The organism is Streptomyces sp. S.PB5, from assembly GCF_030403745.1.
In the GTDB taxonomy this organism is placed as follows: domain Bacteria; phylum Actinomycetota; class Actinomycetes; order Streptomycetales; family Streptomycetaceae; genus Streptomyces.
Genome location: NZ_JAQMWP010000022.1, coordinates 138,835 through 152,161, shown reverse-complemented (window position 1 = coordinate 152,161; position 13,327 = coordinate 138,835). Strand labels below are relative to the sequence as shown.

The window sequence follows — 13,327 nt, the reverse complement described above, 5'->3', positions numbered from 1 at the left end:
CCGGGGTGTCCTCATGGACCACGGTGACGGCCTGCCGTACCGCCGCATCCTTCAGCAACGCAGCCGTGATCTCACCGAGTTCGATCCGGAAACCACGGATCTTCACCTGGTCGTCGATACGGCCGAGGAAGTCGAGCCCGCCGTCCGGGCGCCTGCGGGCCAGGTCACCGCTGCGGTACATGCGGGACCCGGCGGGCCCCCACGGGTCGGGCACGAACCGCTCGGCGGTCAGCGCCGGACGCCCGAGGTAGCCGCGCGCTACACCGGGACCGGCGACATGGATCTCGCCCTCGGTCCCGTCGGGCACAGCGCGGCCCTGCGGGTCGAGCAGGTGCACCGTGAGGTCGGACAGCGGACGGCCGACCGGGTTGCCGGCGTCGGGGGCGAAGTCCCGCTTGGTCAGCCGGTGGTACGTGGTGTGGACGGTGGTCTCGGTGATGCCGTACATGTTCACCAGCGAGACCCGGCCCAGGCCCACGCGGTCGGCCCACGGCTTGAGTTCGGCGATCTCCAGCTTCTCGCCGGCGAAGATCACCGCGCGCAGCGGGAGGTACTTGATCCGCCGGTCGCCCTCGGCCGCCGCCGTCACCAGCGAGCGGAAGGCGGTGGGCGTCTGGCTGAGCACCGTGACCTCTTCCTCGACCAGGAGGTCGAGGAACTCCTCCGGGGAGCGGGTCACCGCACGCGGCACGACCACCACGCGGCCGCCGTGGGCCAGGGCGCCCCACATCTCGAAGACCGAGACGTCGAACGCGTAGGAGTGGGCCATCGTCCAGACGTCCGTCTCGTCGAAGGCGTAGTGCTCCTGCGCGGTCTCCATCAGCCGCACCACATTGCGGTGGGTCAGGGCCACACCCTTCGGGCGGCCCGTCGAACCGGACGTGTAGATCGTGTAGATCAGGTTGTCCGGTCCCGAGAGCTTCGGCAGGTTCTCCGCCGCCCGGCCGGCCAGCTCCTTCGCGGTGTCCGGGTCGTCCAGGACGATCAGGGTCCCGTCGTACACCTCACAGAGGCCCGCGGCCAGCTCGCTCGTGGTGACCACGACGTCCGCCCGTGCGTCGGACAAGACGTAGCCGAGACGCTCGGCCGGGTTCGCCGGGTCGAGCGGCAGGTATGCCGCACCCGACTTGAGTACGCCGAGCAGGCTGGGAATCAGTTCGGTGCCGCGCTCCAGATGGACGCCGATCAGCCGCTCCGGGCCGGCGCCCAGCTCGCGCAGGTGCCGGGCGAGCCGGTTGGCCCGCGCGTTGACCTGTGCGTACGACAGCTCCTCGCCGCCGGCCGTCACGGCGACGGCGTCCGGCGTCTCCGCGACCCGCGCCTCGAACAGCTCATGTGCGGTCAAGCCCGTCTCCTCAGGCAGGTGCCGCTCCCCCGTGGCGCCGGTGGCCGGCTCCTCGGTGTGCCGCGGCTCGGTGTCGTGCACGGATCGGTCGAGACCGCTCGCGATGGCCTCGAGCACCTCGCGGTACAGGACCGCGAGTTCACCGCTACGGTCGCGGGTCACCAGGCCCGTGCCCGTACGGATGCCGATCTTCTGGTCGCCGTACGCGTGCACGGCGAGGCCGAACTCGTTGGGCGCCTGGCTGACGCCCGTACCGGTGTCGATCAGGTCGGCGTCGACCTGGTGGAAGTCGATGTAGTTGAAGAACACGTCGACGAGGCGCTCTCCCGTGCCGAGCTGCCGCTGGATCGCGGGCAGCGGATAGCGGCGGTGCGCCCAGACCTCGGTCTCCCGGGCGAAGACCCGCGTGAGCAGCTCGCGCCAGGTGCGGGCGCCGCGCTCGTGCGGGAACGGCAGGGTGTTGAGGTGCATACCGACCACGCCTTCGGCGCCGGTCAGTTCCGGCCTGGTGTGGAAGACCACCCCGGTGTGGAAGGCGTCCGCGGGAGTTCCCGCCGCCTCGCCGCCGAGCCGGCTCATCACCTCCAGATGCGCGGCGAGCATCAGCGTCTTGAACGGCACGTCCGCTTCCGCCGCCCGCGCGCGCAGCACCGGGGCGAGGTCGGCGACCGGTACGTCCACGCCGTAGCTCTCCGGCTCACCGTCCCCGGCCCAGGAGGCGGGGGGCGTCAGCCGCGGCCGGCCGGTGACGACGCCCTGCCAGAACGCGCGGTCGGCGGAGCTGCCGAGCGACTCCAGTTCGCCCGCGATGACATCGGCGTAGCGGACGAGCGGCGCGGCGCCGGCGGCGGGCGCACCCGTGTCGCGGATCTCCCGGTAGGTGTGCACCAGTTCCATGTCGAGGGTGTGGGTGCTCCAGCCGTCGATGATCACGTGCGAGGTGGTGAGGGTCAGCCACCAGGCGTCGTCGCTCTCCAGATAGACGGCGACACGCAGCAGGGGGGCGGTGCGCAGGTCGAAGAGCGCGGCACGCTCCTCGTCCACCCGCGCGGTGAGCTCCTTCTCGCCCTCGACCGGGTCGATGCCGCGGTAGTCGTACACCGTCACCGGCACCTCGGCGGTGCGGTGCACCACCTGCAGGGGAACCGAGTAGCCGGTGACGTGCACCGAGGTGCGCAGCGAGTCGTGCCGGTCGGTGACCGAACGGACCGCGGAGCGCAGGGCCGCCTCGTCGAAGGGGCGGTCGTCCTTGATCCGCTTGGAGATCACCGTGTGGTAGTTGTTCCGGCCGCTGCCCGACATCAGCTCGGCGACCATGCCCAGCTGGACCTGGCCCAGCGGGTAGGCATCGGCGGCGCCGGCCGGCACCAGGGACCGGTCGGCGGCGCCGATCAGTGCGAACGGCGCGGTGGCCGCGGTCTGTCCGGACACCCGCGTACGGCTCTCGATCAGCTCCGCGAGCGCGGCGACGGTGCGCTGTTCGAAGACATCGCGTACGGACAGGTCGTAGCCGCGGCCGCGCAGGGCGCCGACGACGGCGACGGCACGGATGGAGTCACCGCCGCGGTCGAAGAACCGGTCGGCGGTGCCGGCCTGTTCGATCCCGAGCACCCGCTGCCAGACCTCGGCGACGGCGCGCTCGGCCTCGGTGACCGGGGCGAGGTACTCGGTACGTGCCGTGTCCTCGTCCGGTGCGGGCAGAGCGGTGCGGTCGAGCTTGCCGTTGGCGTTGAGCGGGAGCGCGGGCAGCCGCACGAAGGCCGACGGGATCATGTACGTGGGCAGGTGCTCGCCGCAGTACGTGGTGAGCTCGGCCGGATCGGCCTGTCCGCCGTCCGCGCCGACCAGGTAGGCCACCAGTCGCTTGCCGCCGTCGGCGTCCTCGTGGACGAGGACACGGGCGTCGCTGATCTGCGGGTGGTTGTGGAGGACGGCTTCGATCTCGCCGGTCTCGATCCGATAGCCACGGATCTTCACCTGGTGATCGGTACGGCCCAGGAACTCCACGACACCCGGCTCCACCCAGCGCGCCAGATCCCCGGTCCGGTACATCCGGGAGCCGGCCGGACCGTACGGGTCCGGGACGAACCGCTCGGCGGTCAGCGCACCCCGACCCAGATAGCCACGCGCCACACCCGTACCGGACACATACAACTCACCCACGGCACCGACCGGGACACGGCGATAGCCGGAGTCGAGCACACGCATCACCATGCCAGGCAGCGGAGCCCCGATCGGCACCACACCCTGCCCCGCATCCAACGGCACCGGATGGATACACGTACCGACCGAGGCCTCGGTGGGCCCGTACTCATTGATCAGACGGCCCTCACCCAGGACCCGCGTGAACCGGGACGCGAGCGAGGCCTGAAGGGCTTCACCCGCCACCACGATCACCGACGCCAGACCCGCGATCTGCCCGTCGCTCAGCTGCTGGGCCAGGATCTCCAAATGCCCCGGCGTCAGCTTCAGGAAGCTGAACGGACCGGCCGCCACCAGCCGTTCACCCAGCTCGGACAGGTCGAGATCCTGCGGCAGCAGATGCACCCGCTGCCCCGCCAGCAGCGGCGCCCACACATTCGGCACCACCAGATCGAAAGCCACCGACGAGAACACCGCACCACCACCGGAACCGGCACCCGCCAACTCCCGCTGCGCCCAGCCCAGATGATTGGCCAGACCCCGATGCGTGACCGCCACACCCTTCGGACGACCCGTCGACCCCGACGTATAGATCACATACGCCAGCTCATCGGGATCAGGAGTCCGCTCAGGTGCCCTGCCGGAAGCGGCGGCGACCGCATCCGCGGTCTCAGGCGCATCCACGCACACCAGTCGGCCATCGAACTCCGCGGGAGCCAGAGCCAGTTCGGTCACCAGCACCTCGGCCCCGGCATCGGTCAGCATCCCGGTCACACGGGTCTGCGGGAAGCCCGGGTCGAGCGGCACGAACGCCGCCCCGGCCTTCCACACACCCAGCATCACCGCATGCAGATCCACACCCCGCTCAAGCAGCACACCCACCACCGAGCCACGACCGACCCCGACAGACCCCAGATACGCGGCCCACCGATTCGAGGACACCTCCAACTCCCCGAACGACAGGGAGAAACCAGAGCCCTCGACGGCCACAGCATCCGGCGCCGCAGCAGCCCGCTCAGCGAAGACGACCGGCACCGGCACGCCCTCACGCACAGCACCCTCACCGGACACCTCCCAGCCGGCGAGCCGCTCCAGCTCCTGCGCGGGGGCCATGGCGAGGTTGCCGAGCGCCGTGGCGGGGGCGTCCACCGCCGCGGCCAGCAGACGGCCGAGGTGGTCCGCGAGTCGGCGGGCGGTCCCCTCGTCGAAGAGCGAGGTGGCGAACTCGAGGCCACCCGTCAGACCACCGTCGCGGTCCGGGCGGAGCAGCAGCGTGAGGTCCGTGTGCGTGATCCGCCACAGCTGCCGGATCGTCTCGAAGTCCTCGTCGACAGCCCCGTTGAAGTCCTCGTCATGCAGGTCCACCGCCACCTGGAACAGCGGTGTGCGCGACAGGTCGCGGTCCGGCACGAGGGCGTCCACGAGCAGGTCGAAGGGCAGCTCCTGGTGGGCGAAGGCGTCCTTCGTCACTGCGCCGACGCCGGCCACCGCGGTCGCGAAGTCCTGCGCCGGGTCGAGCCCGCAGCGCAGCACGACGTTGTTGAGGAAGAAGCCCACGACACCGTCGAGTTCGGCCCGCCCGCGCCCCGCGACCGGGGTGCCGACGGGGATGTCCCACTGACCGGTGTGCCGGCCGAGGACGGTCGCGAAGGCCGCGAGCACGACCGCGAAACGCGTCGTCCCCGCCTGTCGCGCCAGCTCGTCGAGGCGCCGTGCCGTGGTGGCCGGCACCGCGAAGGGCACGATCGAGCCGCGGCCGTCACGCACCGCGGGACGCGGCCGGTCCGTGGGGAGTTCCAGCGGTTCGAGGCCGTCGAGCACCTCCCGCCAGTGCGCGAGCTCGTCCGCGACGGCCGCGTCGGTGAGGTGCTCGCGCTGCCAGGCCGCATAGTCGGCGTAACCCACCGCGAGCTGCGGCAGCACCGGCTCGGTGCCGTGTACGGCGGCGTCGATCAGCTCGGCGAACTCCCGCTCCAGTACGGCGGTCGACCAGCCGTCGGTCGTGATGTGATGCATGGCGACGGCGACGATCCGCACCCCGTCGCCGAGGTCGAACAGCCGGGCTCTCAGCAGCGGTTCGCCGCCGTCCAGGGCGAATCCTCGGCCGAGCAGCGTCACCAGGTGGCCGGGCAGGGCGTCCCGGTCCGTCGCGGTCTCGGGCAGCTCGACGCGCACCTCGGGCAGGATGTGCTGCCGCGGTTCCCCGGCCTCCTCGGCGTAGGCGGTGCGCAGTGCTTCGTGCCGGGCGATCAGGGCGTTCAACGCGGTCCAGGCCTGCTCGCGGGTGGCGGCCGCGGGCAGCTTGAGCAGGAGTCCCGCGACCCATTCGGGGCTCGCCGGGTTCAGCTTGTCCATGAACCACAGCCGCCGCTGCCCGTACGACAGGGGAAGGCCGCGGCTGCGGTCGGCGCGCGTGATCGGCGCCTGCGTGATCGGCGCCTGCGTGAGGGCCGTCGCCGCGTCGATGAGGGCCGCCTGTCCGGACAGGGTGGTCGCGCCGAGCAGCGACTGCAGCGTGACCTCGCGGCCGGTGACGGCGCGCAGCCGGGTGACGAGGCGGGTCAGCTGCAGTGAGGTGCCGCCGAGGCGGAAGAAGTCGTCCTGCACCGCGAGGTCGCCGGAGGGCCTGAGCAGATCGCGCCAGGCGTCGGCGACGATCAGTTGCGCCGGCGTGCTCGGCGCCGTGCGGTCGCCGACGGTGTGGTCCGCGTCGGCGTCGGACTCGGCGAGCGGGTGCGGCAGCGCGCGGCGGTCGGTCTTGCCGCTCGTGGTGCGCGGGATGTCGTCGAGTTCCACGAAGAGGGCGGGCAGATGCGTGCTCGGCAGCCGTTCGACCAGATGTCCGCGCAAGCGGGCGTCGAGCGGTACCTCGCGCTCCGCGCCGGGAGTCCGTACGACGTACGCGGCGAGCGCTTGCGTGTCGTCGGCCGCGGTGTAGGGGGCGACGGCCGCGGCGGCGACATCGGGGTGCGCGAGCAGGGCGGCCTCGACCTCGGCGGGTTCGAGGCGGACACCGTTGACCTTGAGCTGCTCGTCGATCCGGCCCAGGTATTCGAGCTGCCCGTCCGCGCGCCAGCGCACCTGGTCGCCGGTGCGGTAGAGCCGGCTGCCGTCCTGGGCGAGCGGGTCGGGCACGAAGCGCTCGGCGGTCTGGCCGGGGCGGTCGAGGTATCCGTGGGCCAACTGGACGCCGCCGATGAGGAGTTCACCGGGCACGCCGATACCGACAGGGGTACCGGCGGTGTCCACCACGAGCACCCGGGTGCGTGGCAGCGGGCGGCCGATCGGGACGGCTCCGGCGGCCGTGCCCGGGGTGAAGCGGTACGCGGTGGAGTTGACGGTGCACTCGGTGGGCCCGTAGACGTTCCACACCTCGGCGCCGCTCAACTCGGCCATGCGGGCGGCCAGTTCGGTGCGCAGCTGCTCACCGCCCGAGACCAGCGCACGCAGCGCGGTGCATCGGTCCCAGCCGTCTTCGAGGACCATCTGACGCCAGATGGTGGGCACCGCCTGGACGACACTGACGCGCTGCTCGGCGATGGTGCGCAGGACGGTCGCCGGATCGCGCTCCTCGTCGGGCGCCATCACGACGGCGGCGCCGCGGATCAGCGGGGCGAAGATCTCCCACACATGGGCGTCGAAGACGAGGGGGGTGCGGTGCAGCACCCGGTCCTCGGCCGTCAGGCGCAGCTGGTCCGCGGTGGCGACGACCATGTTGACCAGGCCCTGGTGGGGAACGATCACGCCCTTGGGGGTGCCCGTGGTCCCCGAGGTGTGCAGGATGTACGCCGCGTCCTGCGGGTCCACATCGCCGTGGCCGAGGGCCTGTTCGCCGGTCTCGGCGGGGCCGACCACACGGGCACCCGTGGCCGCGCCTCGTTCCGCGGTCGCCGGGTCGCACAGGATCAGGCGGGTGCCGGAGGCGGCGACGAGGGCGTCGAGCCGGGGCTGCGGGGCCCCGGCGTCCAGCGCGAGATAGGGCGCCCCGGCCCGGAGCACGGCCATCAGCGCGACCACGAGGTCACCGCCGCGGCCGAGGAGCACACCGACCGGCGCCCCCGGGCCCGCGCCCAGCTCACGAAGCCGGCCGGCGAGAGCGGCCGACCTGTGGTCCAGCTCCCCGTAGGACATCCGCGCACCGTCCGCAAGGACGGCGGTGGCCTCGGGCGTACGCGCCGCCTGGCGTGCGACGAGCTCGGGGACGAGCACGGTCTCGGCCGGAGCTTCCGTCCGTGGTGCAGGGATCATGCGAGGTGCACTCCTTGTGCGATGAGGCGCGGATGTCTACGGGGGGGCCGGTTTCCGGTCAGCCGGTCAGCCGGTCAGGCGGCCTGGGCGTCCATGCGGCGGCGCAGGCTCGCCGGGCGCATGTCCGTCCAGATCTGCTCGATGTGGGCGAGGCACTCCTCGCGGCTGCCCTCGGTGCCCTCGGCGCTCCAGCCGGCGGGGAGGTCGCGGTCGGCCCACCAGATCGAGTACTGCTCCTCGTCGTTGAGTACGACGCGGTGGGTGGGGGCGGTCTGTGTGTCGGACACGGTTGCTCCTGTGGGTGTGCAGGGTTGGGATTGGAACAGGGATGCGGTTCAGGAATGCAGTTCAGGAATGCAGTTCAGGAATCCGGTTCAGGAATCCGGTTCAGGAATTCGGTTACGGCCCGGCCAGCTTCTGACCGTGCGCCATATCCGGCCTATACGGCGGGATTTGGCCCCGGAACGGGCGGAGGGGACGCCCGGCGGCAGCGGCCGCCGGGCGTCCCCTCCGTGATGCCGGGCCCGATCAGTCGGTCATCGCCACGAGGACGCGGCGCTTCCCGGTGAACGAGCGCCTCCCGTGGGCGACCAGAACGTTGTCGATCAGCAGCAGATCACCGACCTGCCAGTCGACGTTCACCGCGTTGTCGAGACCCCGGTCCCGGACCTGGATGACGTAGTCGTCCGGGATCGGCCGGCCGTCGGCGAAGCAGACCGACTGCGGGAGCTCCTCCGCCGGCATGATCTGGGCCAGCGCCTTGGCGGTCTCGTCGCCGAGAGCCGCCGGGTGCCACTGGTCGGACTGGTTGAACCAGACCTCCGTACCGGTGACCGGATGCCGCAGTGTGGCCGGGCGCACGTTGCTGACCCGCAGGCTGCCGTCAGGACGCCAGCTCCAGTCGGATCCGGCCTCCTTCAGGTAGACGTCGACCTGATCCCGGTCGTCGGTCTCGAAGGTGTCCTGCCAGCTCTTGCCGAGCCCCTTGCCGCCGTGCAGATTCTGCGAGTACCGCACGCCGCCCGCGAAGGCCTCCCGTACCTCGTCATCAAGGGAGTTCAGCCACAGCGCGGCGTCCACCACCGGAGTGGCACCGCCCGTCTCGGCGGCGATCTCGCAGTAGAACAGCAGCCGGGTCGGCCAACTCGACGCGTACGACATCTCGTTGTGCATCGAGATGGTGAACTCCGGCGGGTACTCCGTCGACGTGTACACGTTTGAACCGACCTTGGTGCGCGGCGAGTTGCCGTTCACATAGGCGAGACGCCGTGGCAGCAGCCGGTCCATGACCGGGTCGAGCCCGTCCGGGCGCACCGAGAAGCCGCGGAAGACGATGGCCTTCTCACGGGTGAGCAGCTCCTCGAGATCGTCCGCCAGGGCGTCCAGATGGCCGACGAGCCCTTCCGGGTCCGCCGCCGCGCCTATGTCCGAAGGTCTGATCTCCAGCGGAGTCCAGGCCTTGTGCTCTTGCATGTGTTGGGTCCTTTCAGGGTTGTCCTCCCGTGCTCGCAAGGTCGAGCAGGGAATAGCGCCGCATCAGTACCGGCCCGGTACCGCCCTCCTCCCGGGCGAGCGCGGCGCACAAGTGCGGGCCGACGTCCAGATCGCGTACCGACAGAGAGCTGGTCCCCCTGGGCGTCACCTGGCGGACGGGCACGGGGCCCGCTGATCCGGGATGCACCTCCACGGCGCTGAGGTCCGAGGTGATTCCGGCACCGCTCGCCTTGACCACGGCTTCCTTCCGCGTCCAGCAGTGATAGAACGCCCTGGTCCGCGCGGGCCCCGGCGAGCAGGCCCGCAGATGTGCCCGCTCGGACGGTGAGAGCACGAGCGAAGAGACCGCGCCGTGGTCGAAGTCGCTCATGTCCTCGATGTCGACGCCGACCGTCGCATCGGCCTCGACCGCGATCAGCCAGTGCGGACCTGTCCTGCTCAGACTGAATTCCAGCCCGGTTCTCGGGTGCGCCAGCTGCGGCCGGCCGTGGCCGGGATGGCCGCAGCCGGGGTTCGTCGCACGGCCGAAGACCAGTTCCCTCGGGGGAACTTCGAGATAGTGCGCGAGGATGCGGCGCAGCGCCACATGGACCGCCGCATAGGCGGCGGAATGCGGCCCGGTGAGTCGGCGAGCGGCCTGAAGCTCCTCCGCGGACAGCTCGTCCAGATCTCGATCGGCCACGTGATCGGGAGCCTTTCCCTGCCACACATGGCAGGACCGGCCCTCCCGCAGGGACTGGTACGCGGAGCCGCTCATCGTCGTGAGGTCAGCCCGCGGCACCGGCGGGAAGCCTGGCGGCGAACGGCGGGTTCGACCACAGCAGGTTGTAGCTGCCGGCCGCCCACAGCTCTCCGTCCGTGCGACCGGCGAGCGAGGTGATCTGGTTGATGGAGTAGTCGGGGTTGTCGATCGGCCGGGCCAGGCTCTCCCAACTCGTGCCGTTCCAACGGACGATGCCGGAGTGCCGGCTGGAACTGCTCAGGTCGAGTCCGGCATAGAGCTTTCCGTCCGCCCAGGCGAATTCGTTGACTCCGTCCGAGCCGACGCCCACCACGTCCGCGCCGGTGCTCCATCCGCTGCCGTTCCAGCGCAGCACGGTGTTCTTGTGCGCGACCCACACCTGGCCCGCGGCATCGGCGGTCATCGCGGAGACCCTGGTGATGCCGGCCGGCACAGGCACCTCCGTCCAGGAAGCGCCGTTCCAACGGACCACGTATCCGCGGCAGTTCCTGCTCTCCTGATCGGTGCAGCTCTCGCCCGACGCCCATACGTCGGCGGCCGAGTTCACCTGGACGTCGAACAGCCGCGTCCTGCCGCCCACCGCCTGGGGCAGCTTGGTGATCTTCCAGGAACCGCCCTCCCAGTGGCCTATGACGGCCGCCTGCGTCGGGGTGGTCGTCTTCCACTGGGTCGTGCCGACAGCCCAGACATCGCCCGCGGAGACCGCTTCCACGTCATCGAAGTGCACCGTCTGGTCGGCGGGCGAGCGATCCTGCCAGGCACTGCCGTTCCAGTGACTCACGATGGCGGGCTTGGCCGAGATGCCGCCGACGACCCAGAAGTCCTTGGCGGATGTGGCGCTCCAGACGCCGCTGCCGAACGTGTCGGTGTACGGCGTGGCCTCCGACTTGGGCAGCAGCTTCCAGGCCGACCCCTCACGCACCCAGAAGCTGGCCACCTCACCGTCACCCTCACCGGGGCTGAAGCCGCCCCGGCCGATGACGGTGCCGTCGTCGGCCGTCAGGAAGGCGTCGAACCACCGCGAGCTGTCGGGGTCGGGAACGGCCACCCAGCCACCGGCCACCCAGCCACCGGCCGCACCGGCCGGCGCCATCGCGAGCCCGAGCACCGCACCCGCGGCGGCCAGGACGACAGAGGCCCTGCGGAACAACCCTCCCCCGCCGGCGCTCCGACGAACATGCTTTCCGATCACTTTTCCTCCATGCGGGCAGGCCGTCGGGTCGACGGCGACAAGGTGTGGGGGGACGTTCTGATGTGGGGCATCCGGGGGTGGGGCGCACGGGGTGGGGCGTAGTGGATGGGTCGTACGGGGTGGGGCGTGCTAGCGATACCGACCGGAGGGCCCGGAGGGCTGGGGCTTCCCGCCCGCCCGTACGGTGCAGCTGTGGCTCGCCTCGACCCGCGCCGCGGCGGACGCGAGCACGTCCTTGGCCACCGGGACATCGGTGACCAGAGCGGCGAGCGCCGTCCCGGTGTCCGCATCGCGCGCCACCCACAAGGACTCGATGTTGACGTCGGCATCCGCGAGTTCCTCGCCGATCGCACCCACGGCTCCGGGCCGGTCGGGATAGCTGACGAAGGCCAGGTTGCCGTCGACCGGCAGCTCCAGCTCGTGCCCGAACGCCTCGATCAGCCTCGGGTGCCGGCGCAGGCCCGAGAGTGTCCCCGCCAGCCGGACGCTGCCGCCGTCGGCCCGGATGCCTCGCAGCGCGACGGCGCTGCGATGGCTGCCCGCTTCGGTCTCCGTGACGAGGCGCACCGTCATCCCGCGCTCGCGGGCCCGCAGCGGCGCGTTGACCAGGCTTGTCGGATGCCGTGAGGGACCGCTCAGGACCCCCTTGAGCGCGGCGAGTTCCAGGATGCCGGCCTGCTCCGCGGCGAGATCGCCGAGCAACCGGACCTCCAGGTGCTGTGGAATGGACCCGGCGGCGGCGGTGAGCACCTCACCGAGCCGCTCGGTGAGCGCCAGCCACGGCCGCACGGTGTCGCCGATCGCATGCCCGTGGGTGTTCACGACGTTGGGCCCGTACTCACCGGCGAGGGCGAGGCGCACCGCTTCCGCGGCCACCGCCCCGGCCCGCTGCCCGGCCTCATCGCTGCGCACCGCCAGGCCGGGAGTCACCACCACGTTGTCCAGCCCGGCGAGTGCGGCATCTGCGGGCTCCCGCGCGGCGGAGAGATCCAGGGCGGCGGCGGCCACCCGCCCCTCCTTCAGTGCCGCGTACAGCTCATTGGTGTCGAAGGCCCCCGTGCCCGAGACGCTGACGAGACGCACTTCGGGTCTGACCCGGTTCAGCGCGTCGAAGTCCAGCAGTCCCGCGGTCTCACCGGTCCCGGGCACATGCACGCTGAGGAAGTCGGCGGCCGCGAGCACCTGGTCGAACGGTGCGAGACGGACTCCGAGGGCCGCGGCCCGCTCCGGCGCGGCATAGGGGTCGTACGCCACCACATCCATCCCGAATGCCCTGAGGCGTTCGGCGACGAGGCCACCCACGCGGCCGAGTCCGACGATCCCCAGCACCTTTCCGGACAGCTCGACACCCGAGTAGAGGCTGCGCTGCCAGGCACCGGCCGTGAGTGCCGCGTGCGCCTGCGGGATGTTGCGCGCGACGGCGAGCAGCATCCCGACGGTGAGCTCGGCCACGCTCAGGGCTTCCGCCTCGGGAGCGTCGGTCACCTGGATCCCCCGCTCCGTGGCGGCGGCCACGTCCACGTTCCCCAGGGCGGCCCCCGCCCGCGCGATGATCTTCAGCTCGGGAGCGGCGGCGATGGCCTCGGCGTCGATCACCGGGGCGTCCCCCACCAGGACCGCGTCGGCCTCGGCCAGGGCCGCCAGGAGCGCGTCCCGGTCCGTGCCGTCACAGCGCAGTACCGTTACGCCGAAACCGAGCTCCCGCACCGTCTCCGCGGTGAACTCGCCTGCGAGCAACACGACATGGGGGGACCTCGCGGACTTCGCGACCACGCGGCTGTTCAACGGCATCGCAAGCTCCGTACGAGTAGGCAACGGCTCGGGAGTCTCACTCTCGGAACAGCCGCCATACCCGACCTATACGCCACCGCGACGGATGCGCCCCCAAGGAACAGCCGGTGCGGTCGGCGCTGTTGCATCGATCCGGAACCGGATCCCGCCGAGCGCGGCGCTGAACACAGCCTCGGCGTCGGCACCGTGGGCCTCCAGGTCGCCGAGAACGTCGCACCAGCCCGGCAGACGCAGGCTCCCGATCTCCGCGGCGGCGCCGTTCGGACCCCGGTGCAGCCGTCCGCCGACGATCGTCCCGGCACCGGTGCAGCAGCCGTCCTCGCGGACGCTGATGAGCGCCATGCATCACGGCGTCCCCAACCGGCATTGGACC

Annotated in this window: 7 protein-coding genes; all 7 read right to left on the bottom strand. The window is 71.4% G+C overall.

Annotated elements, in window-relative coordinates; genetic code table 11:
- On the bottom strand, positions 1–7,735 hold a 7,735-nt coding region (locus PH203_RS41375; protein WP_289927224.1), incomplete at its 3' end, for a non-ribosomal peptide synthetase.
- Between the two features lie 74 nt (positions 7,736–7,809).
- Positions 7,810–8,022 (bottom strand): MbtH family NRPS accessory protein, encoded by a 213-nt coding sequence (locus PH203_RS41370; protein WP_289927223.1) that lies wholly within the window; start codon positions 8,020–8,022, stop codon positions 7,810–7,812.
- Positions 8,023–8,263: 241 nt separating this feature from the next.
- On the bottom strand, positions 8,264–9,208 hold the full coding sequence (locus tag PH203_RS41365) for a TauD/TfdA family dioxygenase (protein ID WP_289927221.1): 945 nt from the start codon (positions 9,206–9,208) through the stop codon (positions 8,264–8,266).
- A 13-nt stretch (positions 9,209–9,221) separates the two neighbouring features.
- On the bottom strand, positions 9,222–9,986 hold the full coding sequence (locus tag PH203_RS41360; protein ID WP_289927220.1) for a 4'-phosphopantetheinyl transferase superfamily protein: 765 nt from the start codon (positions 9,984–9,986) through the stop codon (positions 9,222–9,224).
- 10 nt (positions 9,987–9,996) lie between these two features.
- Positions 9,997–11,121: a hypothetical protein gene (locus PH203_RS41355; RefSeq protein WP_289927218.1), complete on the bottom strand. Its 1,125-nt coding sequence runs from the start codon at positions 11,119–11,121 to the stop codon at positions 9,997–9,999.
- A 171-nt stretch (positions 11,122–11,292) separates the two neighbouring features.
- Positions 11,293–12,954, bottom strand: coding sequence for an NAD(P)-dependent oxidoreductase (locus PH203_RS41350; protein WP_289927216.1), 1,662 nt, complete (start codon positions 12,952–12,954; stop codon positions 11,293–11,295).
- A gap of 66 nt (positions 12,955–13,020) precedes the next feature.
- Positions 13,021–13,296, bottom strand: a complete 276-nt coding sequence (locus PH203_RS41345; RefSeq protein ID WP_289927214.1) for a hypothetical protein — start codon at positions 13,294–13,296, stop codon at positions 13,021–13,023.
- Positions 13,297–13,327 lie beyond the last annotated feature (31 nt).